We start from the raw sequence: 22,518 nt of genomic DNA, 5'->3' as shown, positions 1-22,518 counted from the left end.
GTGATAAAAAATAGTAGAACATAGAGGAGATAGAATAATGAGCAAGAAACCAACCGTACTCATGATTTTAGATGGTTATGGATTAAATAATGAGACCAAAGGTAATGCCGTAGCGGAGGCTAAGAAGCCGGTTATGGACAAACTGATGGCTGAATGCCCATTTGTACAGGGTAACGCAAGTGGACTTGCTGTAGGTCTTCCGGATGGTCAGATGGGTAACTCAGAGGTAGGACATCTGAACATGGGAGCCGGACGTATCGTATATCAGGATCTGACTAAGATCACAAAAGCAATTCAGGATGGAGATTTCTTTGAGAATAAGGCATTGCTTGCCGCATGCGAGAATGTAAAGAAAAATGCTTCTGCACTGCATTTATATGGTCTGGTATCCGATGGAGGTGTACACAGCCATAATTCACACATTTACGGACTCCTGGAACTGGCCAAGCGTCAGGGTATCGAGAAAGTATATGTACACTGCTTCCTTGATGGTCGTGACACACCACCGGCATCTGGTAAAGAATACGTAGCTGAACTTGAAGCCAGGATGGCAGAAATCGGCGTAGGTGAAGTGGCATCTGTCATGGGACGTTATTATGTTATGGACCGTGATAACAGATGGGATCGAGTAGAAAAAGCATACCGTGCACTCGTATTTGGCGAGGGTGAGAAGACTACAAGTGCAACAGAAGGCATTCAGGCTTCTTATGACAAGGATGTAACGGATGAATTTGTACTTCCGACTGTTGTAGAGAAAGACGGAGCCCCGGTAGCTACGATCAAAGATAACGATTCTGTGATCTTCTTTAATTTCCGTCCGGATCGTGCAAGAGAGATTACAAGAACATTCTGTGATGATGCATTTGACGGATTTGATCGTGGAGAAAGAATCCACACCACATATGTTTGTTTTACAGAGTATGATGTGACCATTCCTAACAAGCTGGTTGCGTTTGTAAAAGAAGAGATTACCAATACATTTGGTGAGTTCCTTGCTGCTAATGGTTTGAAACAGGCACGTATTGCAGAGACAGAAAAGTATGCACATGTAACGTTCTTCTTTAACGGCGGCGTTGAGGAACCAAATGAAGGTGAGGATCGTATTCTTGTGAAATCACCAAAGGTTGCAACTTATGATATGAAGCCGGAGATGAGCGCATACGAAGTATGTGATAAGCTGGTAGATGCGATTAAATCTGACAAATATGATGTGATCATCATCAACTTTGCTAACCCGGATATGGTAGGCCACACTGGCGTAGAACCTGCAGCAATCGCAGCAATTGAAGCTGTAGATGCATGTGTTGGAAAAGCAGTAGATGCAATCCGTGAAGTAGATGGACAGATGTTTATCTGTGCTGACCACGGCAATGCAGAACAGCTGATTGACAAAGAGACAGGCGAGCCATTTACAGCACATACAACCAATCCGGTACCATTTATTCTGGTAAATGCAGATCCTGCATACAAGCTTCGTGAGGGTGGATGCCTTGCAGATATCGCACCGACTCTGATCGAGCTGATGGGACTGGAACAGCCAAAAGAAATGACAGGTAAATCACTGCTTGTAAAATAATCGAAAATAATGAATGGTTGTAAGAATGAGCGTCCAGACGCAATGTCCGGGCGCTCATTTTATATAGGATAGGTTAAAATGGGTGTCAGATTATTCAGCCTTCTTGCATAGGCAGCTATTGCTCCATAACCGTTCAGCGGTCGGAGTCCAGTTCTCGGCATATGCCATACATTTATCACAGAGGTGATCGGCACTTTCCGGTGACTGGAGATCGGTAGAATGTGCACCGGTTTTAGCAACCATCTGCCGTAGAAGCTGTGGGTTCTCAAGCATCGGACACGGTTTCAGATGGTTCTCATTGAATGGCTGACCATCGTGATATGCCATGAACATCGGAGACTGAAGCACTTCTAACAGGCTCTTTTCGCGGATATTGGAATCGGAATAATGGATGAATACACATGGGTCGCAGTCGCCATTCGCATTGATATGCAGATAGCGGCGTCCACCGGCGATACATCCGCCTACGTATTCGCCGTCGTTCTGAAAGTCCATGGCGAATATTGGTTTGGTTGCACGAACCTGACGGATCTTATGATACATATATTCACGCTGCTCAGGTGTTGGCAGGAGTTCTGGTACAGCATCATTTCCAATCGGCATATAGTGGAAATACCATACAAACTTGGCTCCCCATTTGATCATTTGGTCAAAGTATTCATCACTGCTGATAGAATCCAGATTCTGACTGGTATAGCAACAACTGATACCAAATGGAAGTTTCTTCTCTTTCAGTAGGTTCATAGCTTTTACAACCTTCTGGAATGTTCCGTTTCCACGGCGTCCATCGGTGGCTTCTTCAAATCCCTCTACGCTAATTGCAGGAATGAAGTTCTTTACATCCAGCATCTGTTCAGCAAATTCTTCATCAATAAGGGTTGCATTGGTAAAAGAAAGAAACTGGCAGTCATGATGCTTTCTGCATAATGCGATCAGATCTTTTTTACGTACCAACGGTTCACCACCGGTATATATGTACATGTAGATGCCCATTTCTTTCCCCTGCATAATGATAGAATCAATCTCATCAAAGGTCAGGTTTAGCTTGTTTCCATATTCGGCTGCCCAACAACCTGTACAGTGCAGATTACAGGCAGATGTAGGATCCAACAGGAGTGCCCATGGAATATTACAGTGGTATTTCTCGCGTAACTCTGTTTGTCTTTTCCATCCAAGTAAGTTGGCATTGAGAAAGAAATTTTCAAACACTGCTTTTAATATGCCGGGATCAATCTCTGTCAGTATATTAATAATAAGCTGATACATGTTGTTGTCCGGATTATTAATGACCTTTCGGATTGCGGCACGCTGGGATGGATAGCTGTTCGGTCCATCGCCGGCTAATTTGTCTACCCAATCCATAAGCTTCGGAAGATTCTGTTCTGGGTTCTTTTCAATATAATTAAATGCGGTTTTTAGACCATATTGTACAATTCTGCTTGAAGTATCCATAATATTCATTCCTCCATTTATACTTATTTCTTTCAGTTATATATATAATGATATATATCTGTTTGAAATTAACAATCGACAAAAAAATCCCTGTGTCAAAAATTTTGACACAAGGATTACTCTGTCTAAAAGGTATGTGAGGAATAAAATGCTATCTTTGGATGAAACGTTCAAGAGCAGTATCAAGACTGCCATCTACTAAGGTAAGATAATCATCCAACTGAATTTTATGTTCATTTGGCATACCGTGTTCCAACCATTCGAGAATCAGTTCGAGGCAGATCCAAGTATAGGCTTTGGTAACAAATACACGTTTTTCCTTTGGTACAGACGAAGCTGACGTGCACAGGGAAATGCGATAGTCTATGATCGGTGTAATAAATTTCAGCAGAAAATTCTCATAATATGTTTTATTAACTGGGTCATATGCATGAAGAATCTGTCTTTTTCTGGAATAAAGGAATTGATATAAGTAATAAATACTTTCCTTCCATTCGATAATCAGAAAATCTTTAGAAAAATCTGATTTATCGGATAAATATTCTCTGATATCATTCTCCAGAGTCCATTCCATCAGTTCATAGATGTCACGGAAATGATAATAAAAAGTCTGACGGTTTACCCCGCATTTAGACACAATATCTTTTACTGTAATCTTGTCAATCGTTTGGTCTTCCAGAAGTATTTTAAAAGTTTCCGAAAGCGCCTGTTTGGTAGATTGCCGCATAGAATATTCCTTTCAAATATTTATCTCAGTCGAGAAGACTCCAACCTCTTCAGGTGGTGAGAAGTATCAAGATTCTTGTTAGCAGTTGACAGCATTAATTTGATACGGTTCAGCTGGTTAACTTCGCTGGCACCCGGATCATAGTCGATGGCTACGATATTTGCCTGAGGGTAACGTCTGCGGAGTTCTTTGATAACACCTTTACCTACCACATGGTTTGGCAGACATGCAAATGGCTGTGTACAAACGATGTTGGATGCACCGCTGTGGATCAGTTCTAACATTTCTCCGGTAAGGAACCATCCTTCACCGGTCTGGTTACCGAGGGATACGATTTCGCACGCCATTTTACCAAGATCTTCGATCTTAGCCGGCGGGGCAAAATGTTTGCTCTTTTTAAACGCTTCCGTTGCCGGGGCACGAAGCCATTCGATAGCTTTGATTCCAAGGTTACCAAGCATTTTCTGCTTTTTGGCAAATCCAAGTTTCTCTACTTTGAATGTCTGATTATAGAAGCAGTAGTTCAGGAAGTCCAGAAGATCAGGAACAACTGCCTCAGCACCTTCGTTTTCCAGAAGGTCTACCAGATGGTTGTTGGCTGCAGGCAGGAACTTAACCAAGATTTCACCAACAACACCAACACGAGGCTTTTTGATATCCAGAAGTTCGATATTATCAAAATCTTCAATGATCTCGCGGCACATTTTCTTAAACTTATGTCTGGATGGATAACCGTTGGACACAAAATCAGCGCAGCGTTTTTCCCATTTCTTATGCATAGCGTTCACAGATCCAGGTACAGCCTCGTATGGACGGAGACGATATACACATTTCATGAAAATATCTCCGAATACAACTGCATATACACCGCGGACAATCAGTGGAGCAGTGATCTTGAATCCAGGATTGCCTTCCAGTCCGCTTAAGTTGATGGAGATGACCGGAATATGTGCGTATCCGGCTTTTTTCAGTGCACGACGGATAAATCCAATATAGTTGGATGCACGGCATCCACCACCGGTCTGACTGATGATGACAGCAATCTTATCGGTATCGTATTTGCCGGAAAGAATTGCCTCCATAATCTGGCCGACCACCATCAGTGATGGATAACAGGCATCATTATTTACATATTTTAATCCCACATCGACTGCCTGTTTGTTGTCATTCGGAAGTACTTCAATCTTATAACCGGAAGCACGGAATGCCGGCTCTAAGAGTGAAAAGTGAATCGGTGACATCTGAGGGCAAAGAATGGTATATTCTTTACGCATTTCTTTGGTAAATGGCACCTTGGTAATGTTAGCAGGACGAATCTCGCGTTTGGTTCCACGCTGTTCACGCACACGAAGGGCGGCAAGCAGGGAGCGGACACGAATACGTGCTGCACCAAGGTTATTAACCTCATCAATCTTTAAGGTGGTGTAGATCTTGTCTGAGCGATTCAGAATATCTGCTACCTGATCGGTTGTAACTGCATCCAGACCACAGCCAAAGGAATTCAGCTGGATTAGATCCAGATTCTCGGTTGTCTTCACATAGTTGGCTGCTGCATACAGACGAGAGTGGTACATCCACTGATCCATAACATTGATCGGACGTTCTACCTGATGCAGGTGAGACACGCTGTCTTCAGTCAGTACGGCAATATTGTAGGAATTGATCAGTTCCGGAAGACCATGGTTAACCTCAGGATCAATATGGTATGGACGTCCGGCAAGAACGATACCACGGTTACCGGTCTCGTTCAGGAATGCGATGGTTTCTTCTCCTTTTTTCATCATATCCTCACGGCAGGAGGCAAGCTCCAGCCATGCGTTATGTACAGCGGCTCTGATCTCTGTTTCAGGGATGGAGAATCTTGTTCCGATTTCTTCTGTCAGACTGGAAGAAAGAGTCTCTTCGCTCTTGAATGAAAGGAATGGATGAATAAAGTCGACCTCTCCATTCACAATCGCATCCATATTATTCTTAATATTCTCCGGATAGGAGGTTACGATCGGACAATTGTAGTGGTTGTTGGCATCCTCGAACTCCTGACGCTCGTAAGGGATGCTAGGATAGAAGATATGTGGAACCTTCTGGTTGATCAGCCACTGGACATGTCCATGTGCAAGCTTAGCCGGATAACACTCAGATTCACTTGGAATGGATTCAATACCAAGCTCATATATTTTTCTTGTAGATGCCGGTGTCAGAATTACACGGAATCCAAGTTCGGTAAAGAAAGTATGCCAGAACGGATAGTTCTCGTACATATTAAGTACACGAGGAATACCCATGACACCTCGTTTTGCTTTTTCTTCCGATAATGGTTCATAGTCAAAATACCGGTGCATCTTATAATCAAAAAGGTTCGGTAATTTATTAGCTGTTTTTTCTTTACCAAGACCACGTTCACAACGGTTACCCGTAATAAACTTACGTCCTCCGCTGAAATGGCTAATGGTAAGACGACAGTTGTTGGTGCAGCCCTTGCATTTGGTCATAGTTGTGCGATATTCCAGAGCATTAATATCATCGATGGACAGCATGGTTGTACCTTCGCAGTCTACGTAACGCTCTCTGGCAATCAGTGCGGCTCCAAATGCTCCCATGATACCTGCGATATCCGGGCGAACTGCATCGCATCCGGCAATCATTTCAAAGCTGCGAAGAACAGCATCGTTATAGAACGTACCTCCCTGAACAACAATGTGCTTACCGAGTTCAGAGGCGTCAGATACTTTGATTACCTTAAATAATGCATTTTTAATAACAGAGTAAGCAAGACCGGCAGAAATGTCAGAGACTTCAGCTCCTTCTTTCTGTGCCTGCTTTACTTTGGAATTCATAAATACAGTGCAACGTGTTCCAAGATCGATCGGATTCTTGGCAAATAATGCTTCATGTGCAAAATCCTGAACAGAGAAGTTCAAAGATTTGGCAAAGGTCTCGATGAAAGAACCACAGCCGGAAGAGCATGCTTCGTTAAGTTGTACGCTGTCTACAGTCTGGTTCTTGATCTTGATGCATTTCATGTCCTGACCACCGATATCCAGGATACAGTCTACATCCGGTTCAAAGAAAGATGCAGCATAATAATGGGATACGGTCTCAACTTCACCCTCGTCCAGCATCAGAGCGGCTTTGATCAAAGCTTCACCATATCCGGTAGAGCAGGAGTGGACGATTTCCACATCTTCCGGAAGTCTGGAATAAATATCCTTGATTGCGGAAATGGTAGTACCTAATGGATCTCCTTCATTATTATGGTAGAAAGAGTACAGAAGAGTGCCATCTTCACCTACCAGTGCCGCTTTGGTTGTAGTAGAGCCCGCATCAATACCGAGGAAGGCTTTACCATGGTAGGAAGACAGTTCCTTCATTGGCACCTGGTCTTTATTATGACGATTGGTAAATTCGTTATAGTCATCTTCTGAGGCAAAGAGCGGCTGCATACGCTCAACTTCAAAGTCCATCTGAATGTGATCGGCAAGTCTCTGCTGCATAGTCTGAATAGGTATGTCCAGATCATGCTCAGAATTCAGCGCAGATCCAATAGCAGCAAAGAGGTGGGAGTGATCCGGAGCAATGGTATGTTCGTCATCCAGCTTCAAAGTACGGATAAATGCCTCTTTCAATTCAGATAAAAAATGAAGCGGTCCACCAAGAAATGCTACGTGTCCGCGAATTGGTTTACCGCAGGCAAGACCACTAATGGTCTGATTGACTACTGCCTGGAAAATCGAGGCAGATAAGTCTTCTTTCGATGCACCTTCGTTGATCAATGGCTGAATGTCAGATTTGGCAAATACACCACAGCGCGCTGCAATGGTGTAGAGCGCTTTATAATTTTTAGCATACTCGTTCAGTCCTGATGCATCAGTCTGAAGAAGAGAAGCCATCTGGTCAATAAAAGAACCGGTACCACCGGCACATACACCATTCATACGCTGCTCAATATTACCGCCTTCAAAATAAATGATCTTGGCATCTTCGCCGCCGAGTTCGATTGCTACATCGGTCTGAGGGGCATAGTCCTGAAGGGCAGTGGATACAGCCACAACTTCCTGTACGAATGGGACTTCCAGATGCTTGGCAAGTGTCAGTCCACCGGAACCGGTGATGACCGGTGAAACATGGATACTGCCGAGTTTCTCTGCTGCACGCCCCAAAAGGTCGGAAAGAGTTTCCTGAATGTTGGCGAAATGCCGCTCATAACTTGAAAATAATACTTCATTGGCAGAATCTAATATGGCAATCTTAACTGTAGTAGAACCAATATCAATTCCCAATGTATAGATCTCATCTCTATTCATGGATATCTCCTTTTCTGGTATATAAATATGTGTCTTTTCCTATTAAAATGTGTAAAGTATTTTTTTACAACTTTTAACATTATACGACATTCATTTCTAAAACACAATTAGAAGTTGCCGGAGATCAAGTGAAAAATTTATAAAATACAGGGCGGAAATATGTAAAATATATGTTTTCATCGGTGCGTAATTGACAAATAAAAAAGGAAAAGGTAGAATAACTACATGTTTACAGCAAAGATTAAGGAGAAGGAATATGAACTGGCTTGACAAATTAGAACGCAAATTCGGCCGCTATGCGATTCACAATCTGATGTATTACATCATCATTCTGTATGCGGTAGGATTTGTATTTCAGATGATTAACCCATCATTTTATTATAATTATCTCAGTCTGGACGCTGCGGCGATCCTGCATGGACAGATATGGAGGATTGTGACATTTATCATTCAGCCACCATCTTCGAGTCTGCTGTTTATCATTATTGTATTGTATTTTTATTACGTGCTGGGATCCAATCTTGAGAGGACCTGGGGCGCATTCCGGTTTAATGTATATTTCTTTTCAGGAATGCTGTTCCATGTGATCGCAGCTATCATTGTTTATCTTCTGACAGGGCTTTCCCTGCCATTAGGAACCAGCTATCTGAATCTGTCGCTGTTTTTTGCATTTGCAGCGATGTATCCAGATCTTGAGTTTCTGCTGTTCTTTCTGATCCCGATCAAAGCCAAATGGCTGGCGATTATTGACGGAGTGTATTTTGGATACACAGTACTGCAGGCATTTCTTCCGGCTTATGGCGGAGGATATTATGGTATTCTTTATAAAGCGAATGCACTTGCTGCAGTTGTATCTATTCTGAATTTCGTGATCTTTTTCTTGTGTTCGCGGAACATGAAGCCTTACAGTCCGAAAGAGCGTATGCGGAAGCAGCAGTTTAAGCAGAAAATGCGTCCGGTTAATCACTATGCCGGTGGCGCGAGACACCGTTGTGCGGTGTGCGGAAGGACAGAACTGGATGATCCGAATCTGGAATTCCGTTATTGCTCAAGATGCAACGGTGATTATGAATATTGTCAGGATCACTTGTTTACGCATACACATGTGAAGTAATACTTTATATGTATATGTATGCCGGTTAAGAAGATTATTGTATGTCTAAAGGAAACAGGATAAGAAACCTAAGTGAAGAGAATTTTAAAAGAGGAGAAATTGATTATGAAAAAAACGAAAATTATCTGTACCATGGGACCTGGATCAAACGATAAAGAAGTAATGCGCGCCCTGATCAAATCAGGAATGGATATTGCCAGATTTAACTTTTCGCATGGTTCCCATGAAGAACATAAAGGGAGAATGGATCAGTTGAAAGAACTCCGCGAACAGGAGAAGAAACCAATTGCGATTCTGCTGGATACCAAAGGACCGGAGATCAGAACCGGACAGCTGAAAGATGGTAAAAAGGTTATGCTGAAAGAAGGCAATGCATTTACACTCAGCATTGAGGAAAAAATCGGTGATGAGACAGGTGTGTCTATCACATACGCCGGACTGATTGATGATGTAGTTGTCGGAAGCATTATTTTGATTGACGATGGACTGATCGAGCTGAAGGTTACCGGTAAAACAGATAAAGAGATCAAATGTATTGTAGATAATGGTGGTGAGCTGGGTGAGAAGAAGGGTGTGAATGTACCTGGAGTTGCCATTCGTCTTCCTGCCATTACAGAAAAGGATAAAGAGGATATCCGATTCGGTGTAGAACAAGATATTGATTTTATCGCTGCTTCATTTGTAAGAAATGCAGAATGTATTCTTGAGATCAAGGCATGGCTGAAGGAATGTGGCGCACCGTATATTCCGGTTATCGCTAAGATTGAGAATGTAGAAGGTGTGGATAATATCGACGAGATCATCCGCTGTGCAGATGGTATTATGGTAGCCAGAGGCGATCTTGGGGTTGAGATTCCGGCGGAGGAAGTCCCTTATCTGCAGAAGCAGATTATCCAGAAATGTAATGATAATTACAAACCGGTTATTATTGCTACACAGATGCTGGATTCCATGATCCGTAATCCAAGACCGACCAGAGCAGAAGTAACTGACGTTGCTAATGCAGTATATGACGGAACGGATGCAGTTATGCTGTCCGGAGAAACTGCTAACGGTAAATACCCGGTAGAAGCCTTGGATATGATGGTACACATTGTTGAAAATACAGAATTGCATCTGGATTATGAAGCAATCCTGAATGGAACCAGCGATCACCAGAAAAAAGATATTTCTTCCGCAATCGGTTATGCATCTGTAGCTGCATCTCTTAATTTGAATGCAAAGTGTATCGTAACACCAACCGTATCAGGAGCAACAGCAAGAGTGATGTCTAAATTTAAACCAAAAGCCGACATTCTTGGTGTAACACCAGATTCCAGAACTATGCGCAGAATGCAGTTATACTGGGGTGTTCGCTCTTATAAGTCACTGGCATTTGCTACAACAGAAGACATCCTGAATGGCGCTGTAGATCTGATTTCAGCCAAGCAGGAAGCAGAGACAGGAGATATTGTTATTGTAACAGCAGGTATCCCATCACCTAACTTTAAGCAGACCAAAGCAGGCGTCAGCAACATGATGCGTATTGCAGTTATTGATTAAATAAAAGTTTTACAGAAGGGAAGGCACAGATGAAAAAGACACCGTTTGTCACAAAGAAACAGTTGGAAGAGATTGTGAAGAAGTATCCGACACCATTTCATTTATACGATGAGGCTGGCATTCGTAAGAATGCTCAGGCTCTGAAAGATGCATTTGCATGGAACAAAGGATTTCGTGAGTATTTCGCAGTAAAGGCGACACCGAATCCATTTATTATGAATATTCTGAGAGAGTATGGCTGTGGCTATGACTGCTCATCCCTGACAGAGCTTATGCTGTCAGAGGCTACCGGAGTTCAACCAAGAGATATTATGTTCTCATCTAATGACACTCCGGCAGAAGAATTTGCATATGCGGATAAGCTTGGTGCCATCATTAATCTGGATGATATTACTCATATTGACTGTCTGGAGGAGACTCTTGGCCATATTCCGGAGATTATCAGCTGTCGATACAATCCGGGAGGACTGTTTAAGATTTCCAATGATATTATGGATAATCCGGGTGATGCCAAATATGGTATGACCACGGAGCAGATCTTTGATGCTTTCCGTATTCTGAAGAGTAAAGGCGCTAAGGAATTTGGTATTCATGCATTCCTTGCAAGTAATACAGTAACAAATGAGTATTATCCGATGCTTGCAAAGGTGCTTTTTGAGTTGGCTGTTAAGCTGCAGAAAGAGACCGGAGCACATGTCAAATTTATCAATCTGTCAGGTGGTATTGGTATTCCTTACAAACCGGATCAGGAGCCGAATGATATTTCTGTAATCGGTGAAGGTGTGCGTAAGGTATACGAAGAAGTACTTGTTCCGGCAGGAATGGGGGATGTGGCAATCTACACAGAGCTTGGAAGATTTATGCTCGGACCATACGGCGGACTTATTACAAAAGCAATTCACGAGAAGCATACTCACAAAGAATACATTGGCGTGGATGCATGCGCAGCAAACCTGATGCGTCCGGCAATCTATGGCGCATATCATCATATCACTGTAATGGGCAAGGAAAATGAACCGTGTGACCATATGTATGATGTGACAGGAAGCTTGTGCGAGAACTGTGATAAGTTTGCAGTAGACCGTATGCTTCCGAAGATCGATATGGGAGACCTGCTGTTTATCCACGATGCAGGTGCACATGGATATTCTATGGGATACAACTACAACGGACGTCTGCGTTCAGCAGAGGTACTGTTAAAAGAAGATGGTTCTACACAGATGATCCGCCGTGCAGAGACACCGGCAGATTACTTTGCAACATTTGACTGCTTTGATATTGCAGATCGTCTTCCTAAAAAATAATTTATTAATAATTAATTCTAGATTTCTATTGTATTTTTATGGAATCTGTGCTATTATTAATTTCGGCTCATGAATAGCCGAATGCGGATGTGGCGGAATGGCAGACGCACAAGACTCAAAATCTTGCGTAGGTGACTACGTGCGGGTTCAAGTCCCGCCATCCGCATTATAGAATGGAGTTATCGCTTCAACGATTAAAAAATCGTGAAGCGGTAGCTCTCTTTTTTACTGTCTACATTTACATCTATCGGATTGATGAAAATAGAACAGTATTTAAAAATCTGCCGTCAGTCAGACTGCTTGAAAGTCTGGAGTTCAAACTGACAGGTACGGAACAGATTTCTTTTTATAAGGACAGCGAAGGTAAGGATATTTATTTTGAAGGCGGAGTTTTTGAAAGAACAGTGTGTGTCAGACGATAACATCGAACGAATCTGTAAGATTATTGATGAGGTATCATTTGCAGGGAATGATTCGGTAATTCCGTCTACTGTAGAAGGAAAATGCGTACAGGATGCGGACAGACTGGATGCCCTTGGGGCGATTGGTATAGCGAGGGCATTTGCATATGGAGGTAATCATAACAGAGCAATTTATGATCCGGCGATCGTTCCGAAATTTGGAATGAGTAAAGATGAATATCAGGATCATGTTACCACCTCGATCAATCATTTTTATGAAAAGTTATTTCTGCTGAAGGATATGATGAGTACGGATACTGGAAGGAAAATTGCCGAAAAACGGGAGCGATTCATGAGAGAGTATGTGGATGAGTTTATGGCAGAGTGGGATGGAAAGGATTATTAGGATATGCAGATAGTGGAAAAACATATCAATATAAATTTTATTCATTAGTAGCAATCATTGCAGTGGAAAGAAAAAATATATGTGTTATACTTTATACAAGATCATATTTTAAATCATTAGTGAATCATAAAAGGAGATCATGCATATGAGCAACGGGAATCATGTGAAAAAATCAGAAAATGCAAGGAGTGTGTTTGCAGAATCGTTTCATCCATTTGTCCAAAAATATTCAAATGATATTGTAAAATGTGCAGAGCGTATTATCAAGGAAATATGTTATAAACCTTATTCATTTGAAATAACGGCAGATACACTTAATGTAGTATTGGATGGCGGATATTATGATGCCAGGTACCAAGAGACGATGGATTACATATTCTATAAAGAGAGCTATGCAGAATCTTACCATGATGGCGGCGGTTCCGGTTCAACAAGATGGTGTGTTTATGCCTCGCTAAATGTTGCAAATAAAGCAGAGCTTACGGACGAAATAGAACGAAAAAAATGTCCTGCGTTACCTAATTCTGTTCAGTTGCCTTGCTGTAGAGGATATTGGGAAGAAAATGGACATGTGTATCTGGTTGAACCGTGGGGCTTAACCGGTGTTTTTGAATACTATTGCCATGTTGAGGAAAGATGGGACTATGCATCTGAAAAAGAAGAATGGGAGATCGGTGTGCCATATGACAGAAAAATGAGATATTATTGGGGATTCTGAGAATACTCCGAGAATTTTGGAAAAACGATCTTTCAAGAAATAGTTGATTTAGAGTTAACTGTTTTTGAAAGGTCGTTTTTGCTATCATATGAATTGAATGAAAATAAGGCTTGCCAGTAACAGGGTAAGCCTTTTATAATAATAAGAGTGCCTTGGAGTAACAGCAGGGCATTTTTAAAGTTTGATTTATAAAATTGAGATTTGAATAATCTACGAGGTAATTAGAATGGCTGAAAAGATCGTATTGATTGATGGACACAGTATATTGAATCGTGCATTCTACGGAGTTCCGGATCTGACTAACGCAGATGGACTTCACACGAATGCAGTATATGGGTTCCTGAACATTATGTTTAAGATTCTGGATCAGGAGAAGCCAGAGTATCTGACGGTGGCCTTTGATGTACATGCACCGACATTTCGTCATGAGATGTTTGAGGAATATAAAGGCACGCGAAAGCCGATGGCAGAAGAACTCCGGCAGCAGGTTCCTGTAATCAAGGAAGTCCTGCAGGCAATGGGAGTTAAAATTATAGAAAAAGCCGGTCTGGAAGCAGATGATATTCTCGGAACTATTTCCAGAATGTCTGAGAGACGGGGGCTGGAAGTGTCTGTGATCAGCGGTGACAGAGACCTTTTACAGCTTGCAACGGAGCATGTAAAGATTCGTATTCCAAAGACGAAAAAAGGACAGACAGAGATTGAAGATTATTATGCGGAAGATGTCTTGAATGTATATCAGGTAACTCCAACGGAGTTTATCGATCTGAAAGCGTTAATGGGAGATACCTCAGATAATATACCGGGATTGCCGGGGGTAGGCGAGAAGACTGCAACGAAGATCATTACCGAGTATCATTCTATCGAAAATGCACATGAGCATGCTTCCGAATTGAAGCCGCCGCGTGCATCGAAGGCAATAATTGAACATTGGGATCTGGCAGTTTTGAGCAAGACACTCGCTACGATCAAATTGGATGCAGAGATTGATTATGAGTTTGCGGATGCGAAACTCGGTAATTTGTATACAGACGAAGCATATGTGTATTTTCAGAAGCTGCAGTTTAAAAATCTGCTGGGAAGATTTGAAACATCGGAACTGTCGAATAAGATTGAGGACGCATTTGAGACGATTACAAATAAAGAGAAAGCTGAACAGATTTTCACAGATGCGGCAAAAGCTGAGCGTGTTGGCATTGCACTTTGTAAGAATACAGAGGATGTGCTTCCATTATTTGCTGACCTGGCAGAGTTCGCAGGAATTGCACTATGCTGTTCAGACGAGCATGTGTATTATATAAAGACCGGAAATGATATATCTTCGGCATGGCTGAAGGAGCAGACCGTGCAGCTTGTGGAGAAGAATGAATGTTGCATATTCTTTGACGTAAAGAATGCAATGGGAGAACTTGGCAGTCTTCCGGTTTCACATTGTTTTGACGGAACAATCGCAGCATATTTGCTGAACCCATTGAAAAGTGATTATACCGGCGAGGATGTTGCCAGAGAACGGCTGAATCTGCTGATGGAAGATAAGCTTCCTGATGACAGCAAAGCCTGTTACGAAGCATATACCGGATGGAAGGCTGCACCAATTTTGCAGGAACAGCTAACAGAGAACAATATGTGGAAACTGTTTGTGGATGTAGAGATGCCGCTTGTAGAGACATTGTATGATATGGAACAGTGTGGTGTCCGCGTAGAGGCTGATGAGCTGAAAGCTTATGGTGAGAAGCTTGGCGTGCGGATCCATGAACTGGAACAGGAAATATATGAAGAGGCCGGCGAGATTTTTAATATTAATTCACCGAAGCAATTAGGCGTGATCCTGTTTGAAAAAATGGGATTACAGGGCGGAAGGAAGACAAAGACCGGATATTCGACAGCGGCAGATGTATTGGAGAAGCTGGCACCGGAGTATCCGATTGTAGCGAAGATTTTGGAATACCGTCAGATGGCAAAACTCAAGTCGACTTATGCGGATGGATTGGCTGGTTTTATTCAGGCAGATGGACGGATCCATGGGAAGTTCCATCAGACTATTACAGCGACGGGACGTCTCAGCAGCGCAGAACCTAATCTGCAGAATATTCCGGTTCGTATGGAACTTGGCAGGCTGATTCGTAAAGTGTTCATTCCGGAAGATGGTTTTGTGTTTGTAGATGCAGATTATTCGCAGATTGAGCTTCGTATTCTTGCGCATTGTTCCGGAGATGATATGTTGATCAATGCTTATCGCCAGGCTCAGGATATTCACAGAATTACGGCTTCGCAGGTTTTTCATGTACCGTTTGACGAGGTGACGGATCTTCAGAGAAGAAATGCCAAGGCGGTTAATTTTGGAATCGTGTATGGTATCAGTTCTTTTGGGCTGAGCCAGGATTTAAGTATCAGCAGAAAAGAAGCGGCAGAATACATTGATCAGTATTTTCTGACCTATCCGGGAATCAAGACATTTCTGGATAATACGGTTGCGTCTGCCAGGGAACATGGATATGTGGAGACGTTGTTTGGAAGAAGACGCCCGATGCCGGAGCTGAAGTCGTCCAATTATATGCAGAGATCATTTGGAGAGCGTGTGGCGATGAATGCGCCGATTCAGGGAACAGCAGCTGACATTATTAAAGTGGCGATGATTGGCGTTAGCAGAAGGCTGAAAGAAAAACAGATGAAATCCAGACTTGTTCTTCAGGTGCATGATGAACTCCTGATTGAGACTTATATTCCGGAACTGGAACAGGTAGAGGAGATTTTAAAGGAAGAAATGGAACGTGCGGCAGACCTTAAGGTACCGCTTCTGGTTGATATGCATACCGGCAATAACTGGTATGAAGCAAAATAGGAGAATATACATGAAGATCATAGGGATTACAGGTGGAGTTGGCTCTGGAAAGAGCGAAGTGCTCCGCTATCTGGAAGAGAAATATGGCGCAGTTGTGTGTGAGGCAGATCTTGTTGCAAAGAATCTGCAAAAAAAGGGTACAATCTGTTATAATAAAATCGTTGAGCATTTTGGAGAGGACATCTTAGATGAGAATGGCAGAATTGATCGTCCGCATCTGGCACGGATTGTGTTTAAAGATGACGAAGAGCTCCATGTGCTGAATGCGATTGTTCATCCGGCTGTGAAGGAAAATATCCGCCGGAAAATCCGTCAGGAGACAAAGCAGGGAACAGAGCTTTTTGTACTGGAGGCGGCACTTCTCCTGGAAGAACACTATGACGAGATCTGTGATGAAGTGTGGTATATCTATGCCAATGAAGAAGTACGTAAGAAACGACTTAAATTATCCAGAGGATATAGTGAAGAGAAGATTGAGGATATGTTCCGTGCACAGAAAAGCAGGGATGAATTTCTGGAGCACAGCGACCGTGCAGTAGATAACAGCCGGAGCTTTGATGACACCAGAGAACAGCTGGATGATATGCTGAAGGATTTTGGCATAAAGAAAAGTCAGGTATAATAACAGAGAGAATGTGCTAAATAGCATAAAAGCAATAGACTGGAGAACAATAGATGAGATTATGCAGTATAGCTAGCGGAAGCAGTGGGAACTGTATCTATACAGGTACAGACCACACGCATCTGCTGATTGATACAGGCATCAGTAAAAAGAGAATAGAAGAAGGACTTCATGACCTGGAGATCAAAGGAGAGGAGATTGATGGGATCCTTATTACCCATGAACATTCTGACCATATTCAGGGACTGGGGGTATTCAGCCGGAAATATGAAGTGCCGATTTATGGCACACCAGGCACACTGAATGCAGTGAAAAAAAGCAAAAGTCTTGGCAAAATCTTGCCGGAACTTTTTCGTGAAATCCATACAGATGAACCATTCACACTGGGGGATGTGCAGGTAGAGCCATTTGCCATTTCTCATGATGCTGCGGAACCATGTGGTTATCGGATGCGTGCGGATGGCAAGAGCGTCGCGGTGGCTACTGATCTTGGAATTTACGATGATTATATCATTGAACATCTGAAGGATGTGAATGCGATCCTGCTGGAAGCAAACCACGATATTCATATGCTGGAAGTTGGACCTTATCCTTATCCATTGAAACAGCGTGTAATGGGAAATAAGGGACATCTGTCAAATGAATTGTCAGGACGGCTTCTTTGTGATATACTACATGACAACCTGAAAAGTGTCATGCTTGGGCATCTCAGTAAGGAGAATAATTATGCAGAACTTGCGTATGAGACGGTTAAATTAGAGGTTACACTTGGGGATAATCCGTATAAGGGAGATGAAATACCTCTGGCTGTTGCCAAAAGGGATCATCGTTCGGATATTATTACTGTATAATCAATACATATGTTTAACAGGAGGAAGAATATGAAAAAGTGTGTGATTACTGTAGTTGGAAAAGATACTGTAGGAATTATTGCAAAGGTATGTACCTATCTTGCGGAGACCGGAATTAATATTCTGGATATTTCGCAGACTATCATTGATGACTTCTTTAATATGATAATGATCGTGGATGTTGACGGGGCTTCTAAGGAATTTCAGGAATATACAGCTGAACTGGAAGCACTTGGCGGAGAAATCGGTGTAAGCATTCACTGCCAGAGAGAAGAAATTTTTGAAAAAATGCACAGACTGTAAGTTGGATGCTATGGCGGAGGCAAAGAAAATTATGATTAGCGTATATGAAGTAAATGAAACGAATAAAATGATCGAGCAGGAGAATCTTGACGTAAGAACGATTACTCTCGGTATCAGTCTGATGGACTGCATCGATTCAGATCTTGATAGATTGAATGATAATATCTATAAAAAGATTACAACGCTTGCCGGTAATCTGGTGAGTACAGGTCAGGATATTGAACGTGAATTTGGTATTCCGATTGTAAATAAGCGTATCTCTATTACTCCGATCGCTCTGGTGGGCTCAGCAGCCTGCAAGACTCCGGATGATTATGTTGAGATTGCCAAGACACTGGATAAGGCCGCGAAAGAAGTTGGTGTCAATTTTATCGGCGGATATTCTGCACTGGTATCAAAGGCTATGACTACAAGCGAAGAGAATCTGATTCGGTCTGTGCCGAAAGCACTGGCCTGTACGGAACGTGTGTGCAGTTCTATCAATGTGGGATCTACTCGTACCGGAATTAATATGGATGCTGTTCGCCTGTGCGGCGAGATCGTAAAAGAGACAGCAGAAGCAACCAAAGATAATGATTCTCTGGGATGTGCGAAGCTGGTGGTATTTTGTAATGCACCGGATGACAATCCGTTTATGGCGGGTGCGTTCCTTGGCGTTACAGAAGGAGATGCTGTGATCAATGTAGGTGTCAGCGGACCTGGAGTTGTAAAGAAAGCAATTGAACAGGTGCGAGGCAAGGGCTTTGAGGAACTGTGCGAGATGATTAAGAAGACAGCATTTAAGATTACCCGCGTAGGACAACTGGTAGCGGGGGAGGCATCCAAACGTATGGGTATTCCGTTTGGAATTATCGATCTGTCTCTTGCACCGACTCCGGCAGTGGGTGACAGTGTGGCTGAGATCCTGGAAGAGATCGGTCTGGAACGTGTAGGTGCACCGGGTACTACAGCAGCACTTGCTATGTTGAATGATCAGGTGAAGAAAGGTGGCGTTATGGCTTCCTCTTATGTGGGCGGTTTAAGCGGCGCATTTATTCCGGTCAGTGAAGATCAGGGTATGATTGATGCAGTGACGCTTGGTGCGCTGAATCTTGAAAAGCTGGAGGCCATGACCTGTGTATGTTCCGTAGGTCTTGATATGATTGCAATTCCTGGAAAAACCAGTGCGGCAACTATTTCTGGTATCATTGCAGATGAGATGGCACTTGGTATGGTAAATAATAAGACGACAGCAGTCCGTCTGATTCCGGTTATTGGTAAGGATGTAGGAGAGACAGCAGAATTTGGTGGTTTACTGGGTTATGCTCCGATCATGCCGGTGAATGAGTTTGACTGCAGCACATTTATAAACAGACAGGGACGAATCCCTGCACCGATACATAGTTTTAAGAATTAGAGAGGAAGTTTAAACATGAGCGGAGTAGCAATTGTTACAGATAGCAACAGTGGAATTACACAGGAGGAAGCAAAAAGACTTGGAATCTTTGTTCTTCCGATGCCTTTTTATATTGACGGAGAACTGTTCTACGAAGATATATCTCTGACTCAGGAAAAATTCTATGAACGTCTGACTCAGGATGCAGACATTTCTACTTCGCAGCCTTCGCCGGGAGATGTGCTGGATATATGGGAGAAAGCACTGGAAGAATATGATGAGGTAGTGCATATTCCGATGTCAAGTGGATTGTCGAGTTCCTGTGCTACTGCGCAGATGCTTGCGCAGGACATGGATGGTAAAGTATATGTGGTAGATAATCAACGTATTTCGGTTACCATGAGACAATCGGTTCTGGATGCCATTGCTTTGGCAGAAAAAGGAATGAACGCGAAGGAGATCCATGATATTCTAATGCGTGAGAAGCTGGAGGCCAGCATCTATATTACGGTAGATACATTGAAATATCTTAAAAAAGGTGGTCGCGTAACACCCGCAGCAGCAGCTATCGGTTCAGTCCTGAATCTGAAACCGGTTCTTACGATTCAGGGAGAAAAGCTGGATTCTTTTTCTAAGTCAAGAGGATGGAAGAGCGCGAAGAAGACGATGTTGGATGCAATGGAAAAGGATCTGACAGAGCGGTTTGCAGGACAGGAGATGTATCTGCAGGTTGCGTATACCTGTTCGGCAGAAGAAGCTGAAGAATGGAAAGCAGAAGTGGAAAATAGATTTCCGGAATATGAAGTGCATATGGATCCGTTGTCATTAAGTGTAGCCTGCCACATTGGACATGGTGCCAGAGCAATTGCATGTAGCAGGAAAGTACCGGAACTCAGCTGATTTTACAGATATTTTGTTCGTTACCATGATAAAAACGCCCGTTTATTAGCGGGCGTTTTCATATATCTGTTTGTTACGCCAGTTCTTCCCATCTGGCGTAAAGTTCTTCTAATTCTTCTGCAATTTTAGATTTTTCCAGTGCCAGTTCCTGGCATTTTACAGAATTGGTATAGATCTCTTCCTGAACCATTAGTTCGTCAATCTCGCCGTCACGTTCTTCCAGTTCAGTAATGCGTTCTTCTGTCTTTTTTAATTCATTCTGACGTTTGCGTTCCTTAGCCTGTGCTTCTTTCTGTTCCTGCCAGCTGAGCTTAGCCTGAGATTCTGGTTCCGGTGCACATACATCAGATGGAGCGGAAGAGACGCCGGCATAAGCCTGGGTCAGTTCATCTTTCTTTTCAAGATAGTAATCATAGTTACCAATATAATTGACAAATGTCTGTTCGGTCAGTTCCAGAATTCTTGTAGCTGTACGGTTGATAAAATATCGGTCATGAGATACATAGAGTACCGTACCGGTATAATCGTTCAGAGCTTTTTCAAGAATTTCCTTAGAAGTAATATCCAAGTGGTTGGTAGGTTCGTCCAGGATAAGGAAATTTGCTTCAGACAACATGAGCTTGGCAAGTGAGACACGCCCACGTTCACCACCGCTTAAAGAACTGATCTGCTGAAACACTTCATCGCCGGTAAAGAGAAAAGCCGCCAGTGTCTTTCGGATCTGTGTATTGGTTAGCGTCGGATAATCGTCAGAAATCTCATCAAAGATTGTTTTGTCCATATGCAGGACGTGATGTTCCTGGTCATAATAACCGATTTTTACCTTGGAACCGAGGGTAAAAGTACCACTGTCTGCCGGAATAACCTGATTCAGTATCTTCAGCAGTGTAGTCTTTCCGGTTCCATTGTCACCGATGATCGCTACGTGCTCGCCGCGGTGGATCTCAAAACTGATATCATGAAATAAAGTATGTGGCGGGAATGCTTTGGACAGATGTTCTACCGACAGCACGTCATTACCACTGACGACAGAAGGCTCCAGCTTTAAATGAATATCCGTATGAAGCTCCAGAGGCTTTTCTACAGGCTGAATACGATCCAGCATCTTCTCACGGCTTTCTGCACGCTTAATAGACTTCTCACGGTTGAAAGAGCGGAGTTTTTCAATAACAGCTTCCTGATGTTTGATCTCACGTTGCTGATTTAAGTATTCTTTTAATCTTGCTTCACGGAGCATTTCTTTTTTCTCGGCGTAAGCAGAGTAATTGCCTTGAAATACGGAAAGTTTACCCATTTCTACTTCAATGACCTTTGTAACAACTTTATTCAGAAAATATCGGTCATGGGATACAATCAATACCGCTCCAAAATAATTCAATAAGTAGGTCTCCAACCATGCAATGGAATTCAGATCCAGGTGGTTGGTAGGCTCGTCCAGCAGAAGAATATCTGGCCTGGTAAGCAGAAGCTTACTGAGAGATACGCGAGTCTTCTGACCGCCGGACAGCGTATCTACGGGCTTGTCAAACTCATCCTCAGCAAAACCGAGACCTTTTAATACACCGACAATCTCGCTTTCATAGGAGTATCCGTCTGCCAGTTCAAAGGCACTGGTTAGATTATGATAAGTATTCAACCGGCTTTCCAGTTCATCGCCGGTCAGATCTTTTAATTCTTTTTCAATCTCGCGTATTCTTGCTTCCATGGCAATGACATCGGCCTTGGCTGAACGTACTTCTTCGTAGATTGTATTGCCGGATACCAGCTCCTGATGCTGGGACAGATAACCAAGTGTCTTACCTTTTGTAAGGGTGATCGTACCGCCATCAGCTGTAAGATCGCCGACGATCATTTTCAGAAGAGTAGACTTGCCGGCACCATTGATACCGACAAGGGCTGCTTTTTCATGGTCTTCTATATGAAAAGAGCCATTTTGTATAATAACGTGTTCCCCAAATGCTTTGGAAACATCATGACATGCTAAAATCATGATACACCTCCATAATTCTCTGTGTATCATTATACCGAAAAGAACAGAAAATACAACTAAAGTTAATGAAAGTTTGTACAAAAGTTTGACTTTG

17 protein-coding genes and 1 tRNA gene are annotated in these 22,518 nt (G+C 42.7%); 14 read left to right on the top strand and 4 right to left on the bottom strand.

Annotated features, from left to right (window positions below):
* Positions 1-37 precede the first annotated feature (37 nt).
* Positions 38-1,576 carry a 2,3-bisphosphoglycerate-independent phosphoglycerate mutase gene (gpmI, locus tag DWZ93_RS03470; protein ID WP_118451967.1) on the top strand — a complete coding sequence of 513 codons (1,539 nt, stop codon included), beginning with the start codon at positions 38-40 and terminating at the stop codon, positions 1,574-1,576.
* Between the two features lie 90 nt (positions 1,577-1,666).
* Here gpmI and DWZ93_RS03465 read toward each other — a convergent pair whose 3' ends face one another.
* The 3 genes from DWZ93_RS03465 to DWZ93_RS03455 form a co-directional block, all read right to left on the bottom strand.
* Positions 1,667-3,037 carry a radical SAM protein gene (locus tag DWZ93_RS03465; protein ID WP_118451966.1) on the bottom strand — a complete coding sequence of 457 codons (1,371 nt, stop codon included), beginning with the start codon at positions 3,035-3,037 and terminating at the stop codon, positions 1,667-1,669.
* Between the two features lie 142 nt (positions 3,038-3,179).
* Entirely contained in the window at positions 3,180-3,755 is a 576-nt protein-coding gene (locus tag DWZ93_RS03460) for a TetR/AcrR family transcriptional regulator C-terminal domain-containing protein (RefSeq protein WP_118451965.1), read from the bottom strand.
* A gap of 20 nt (positions 3,756-3,775) precedes the next feature.
* A complete protein-coding gene (locus tag DWZ93_RS03455; protein ID WP_118451964.1) occupies positions 3,776-8,056 on the bottom strand; it encodes a 2-hydroxyacyl-CoA dehydratase in 4,281 nt (1,426 codons plus the stop codon).
* A 256-nt stretch (positions 8,057-8,312) separates the two neighbouring features.
* On the opposite strand from DWZ93_RS03455, the gene DWZ93_RS03450 reads away from it, so the two are divergent.
* The 13 genes from DWZ93_RS03450 to DWZ93_RS03390 all read left to right on the top strand — a co-directional run bounded on the left by DWZ93_RS03450 (position 8,313) and on the right by DWZ93_RS03390 (position 20,434).
* Positions 8,313-9,170 (top strand): rhomboid family intramembrane serine protease, encoded by an 858-nt coding sequence (locus DWZ93_RS03450; protein WP_118451963.1) that lies wholly within the window; start codon positions 8,313-8,315, stop codon positions 9,168-9,170.
* A 105-nt stretch (positions 9,171-9,275) separates the two neighbouring features.
* Positions 9,276-10,712 (top strand): pyruvate kinase, encoded by a 1,437-nt coding sequence (pyk, locus tag DWZ93_RS03445; RefSeq protein WP_118451962.1) that lies wholly within the window; start codon positions 9,276-9,278, stop codon positions 10,710-10,712.
* A 29-nt stretch (positions 10,713-10,741) separates the two neighbouring features.
* On the top strand, positions 10,742-12,016 hold the full coding sequence (locus tag DWZ93_RS03440; protein ID WP_118451961.1) for a diaminopimelate decarboxylase: 1,275 nt from the start codon (positions 10,742-10,744) through the stop codon (positions 12,014-12,016).
* Between the two features lie 83 nt (positions 12,017-12,099).
* Positions 12,100-12,182: transfer RNA gene (locus DWZ93_RS03435), tRNA-Leu, on the top strand.
* Positions 12,183-12,189: 7 nt separating this feature from the next.
* On the top strand, positions 12,190-12,438 hold the full coding sequence (locus DWZ93_RS14675; RefSeq protein ID WP_118451960.1) for a hypothetical protein: 249 nt from the start codon (positions 12,190-12,192) through the stop codon (positions 12,436-12,438).
* Positions 12,410-12,823: an HD domain-containing protein gene (locus DWZ93_RS03425; RefSeq protein WP_199665871.1), complete on the top strand. Its 414-nt coding sequence runs from the start codon at positions 12,410-12,412 to the stop codon at positions 12,821-12,823. Before DWZ93_RS14675 ends, DWZ93_RS03425 begins: the two co-directional genes overlap by 29 nt.
* A 145-nt stretch (positions 12,824-12,968) precedes the next feature.
* Entirely contained in the window at positions 12,969-13,541 is a 573-nt protein-coding gene (locus tag DWZ93_RS03420) for a hypothetical protein (protein WP_118451959.1), read from the top strand.
* 226 nt (positions 13,542-13,767) lie between these two features.
* Positions 13,768-16,383 carry a DNA polymerase I gene (gene polA / locus DWZ93_RS03415; RefSeq protein WP_118451958.1) on the top strand — a complete coding sequence of 872 codons (2,616 nt, stop codon included), beginning with the start codon at positions 13,768-13,770 and terminating at the stop codon, positions 16,381-16,383.
* 10 nt (positions 16,384-16,393) lie between these two features.
* Positions 16,394-17,005, top strand: coding sequence for a dephospho-CoA kinase (coaE, locus tag DWZ93_RS03410; protein WP_118451957.1), 612 nt, complete (start codon positions 16,394-16,396; stop codon positions 17,003-17,005).
* A gap of 53 nt (positions 17,006-17,058) precedes the next feature.
* The gene (locus DWZ93_RS03405) at positions 17,059-17,856 is read left to right on the top strand and encodes an MBL fold metallo-hydrolase (RefSeq protein ID WP_118383922.1); all 798 of its coding nucleotides are present in this window, start codon (positions 17,059-17,061) and stop codon (positions 17,854-17,856) included.
* Between the two features lie 30 nt (positions 17,857-17,886).
* Positions 17,887-18,159 (top strand): ACT domain-containing protein, encoded by a 273-nt coding sequence (locus tag DWZ93_RS03400; protein ID WP_118383921.1) that lies wholly within the window; start codon positions 17,887-17,889, stop codon positions 18,157-18,159.
* Positions 18,160-18,190: 31 nt separating this feature from the next.
* Positions 18,191-19,555, top strand: a complete 1,365-nt coding sequence (locus tag DWZ93_RS03395; RefSeq protein WP_118452074.1) for a PFL family protein — start codon at positions 18,191-18,193, stop codon at positions 19,553-19,555.
* 15 nt (positions 19,556-19,570) lie between these two features.
* Positions 19,571-20,434, top strand: a complete 864-nt coding sequence (locus DWZ93_RS03390; protein WP_118383919.1) for a DegV family protein — start codon at positions 19,571-19,573, stop codon at positions 20,432-20,434.
* 73 nt (positions 20,435-20,507) lie between these two features.
* Here DWZ93_RS03390 and DWZ93_RS03385 read toward each other — a convergent pair whose 3' ends face one another.
* Positions 20,508-22,424 carry an ABC-F family ATP-binding cassette domain-containing protein gene (locus DWZ93_RS03385; RefSeq protein ID WP_118451956.1) on the bottom strand — a complete coding sequence of 639 codons (1,917 nt, stop codon included), beginning with the start codon at positions 22,422-22,424 and terminating at the stop codon, positions 20,508-20,510.
* Positions 22,425-22,518: the final 94 nt, after the last annotated feature.

The sequence above is a fragment of the Dorea sp. AF36-15AT genome, from assembly GCF_003477705.1.
GTDB classification, from domain to species: Bacteria; Bacillota; Clostridia; order Lachnospirales; family Lachnospiraceae; genus Claveliimonas; species Claveliimonas ammoniilytica.
Note: the sequence above shows the minus strand (reverse complement) of the source record. Positions and strands in the feature narration are given on the sequence as shown.

Coding starts and splice junctions, on each gene's coding strand:
- gpmI (WP_118451967.1), top strand. CDS start 38: ATGAGCAAGAAACCAACCGTACTCATGATTTTAGATGGTTATGGATTA.
- DWZ93_RS03465 (WP_118451966.1), bottom strand. CDS start 3,037: ATGAATATTATGGATACTTCAAGCAGAATTGTACAATATGGTCTAAAA.
- DWZ93_RS03460 (WP_118451965.1), bottom strand. CDS start 3,755: ATGCGGCAATCTACCAAACAGGCGCTTTCGGAAACTTTTAAAATACTT.
- DWZ93_RS03455 (WP_118451964.1), bottom strand. CDS start 8,056: ATGAATAGAGATGAGATCTATACATTGGGAATTGATATTGGTTCTACT.
- DWZ93_RS03450 (WP_118451963.1), top strand. CDS start 8,313: ATGAACTGGCTTGACAAATTAGAACGCAAATTCGGCCGCTATGCGATT.
- pyk (WP_118451962.1), top strand. CDS start 9,276: ATGAAAAAAACGAAAATTATCTGTACCATGGGACCTGGATCAAACGAT.
- DWZ93_RS03440 (WP_118451961.1), top strand. CDS start 10,742: ATGAAAAAGACACCGTTTGTCACAAAGAAACAGTTGGAAGAGATTGTG.
- DWZ93_RS14675 (WP_118451960.1), top strand. CDS start 12,190: ATGGAGTTATCGCTTCAACGATTAAAAAATCGTGAAGCGGTAGCTCTC.
- DWZ93_RS03420 (WP_118451959.1), top strand. CDS start 12,969: ATGAGCAACGGGAATCATGTGAAAAAATCAGAAAATGCAAGGAGTGTG.
- polA (WP_118451958.1), top strand. CDS start 13,768: ATGGCTGAAAAGATCGTATTGATTGATGGACACAGTATATTGAATCGT.
- coaE (WP_118451957.1), top strand. CDS start 16,394: ATGAAGATCATAGGGATTACAGGTGGAGTTGGCTCTGGAAAGAGCGAA.
- DWZ93_RS03405 (WP_118383922.1), top strand. CDS start 17,059: ATGAGATTATGCAGTATAGCTAGCGGAAGCAGTGGGAACTGTATCTAT.
- DWZ93_RS03400 (WP_118383921.1), top strand. CDS start 17,887: ATGAAAAAGTGTGTGATTACTGTAGTTGGAAAAGATACTGTAGGAATT.
- DWZ93_RS03395 (WP_118452074.1), top strand. CDS start 18,191: ATGATTAGCGTATATGAAGTAAATGAAACGAATAAAATGATCGAGCAG.
- DWZ93_RS03390 (WP_118383919.1), top strand. CDS start 19,571: ATGAGCGGAGTAGCAATTGTTACAGATAGCAACAGTGGAATTACACAG.
- DWZ93_RS03385 (WP_118451956.1), bottom strand. CDS start 22,424: ATGATTTTAGCATGTCATGATGTTTCCAAAGCATTTGGGGAACACGTT.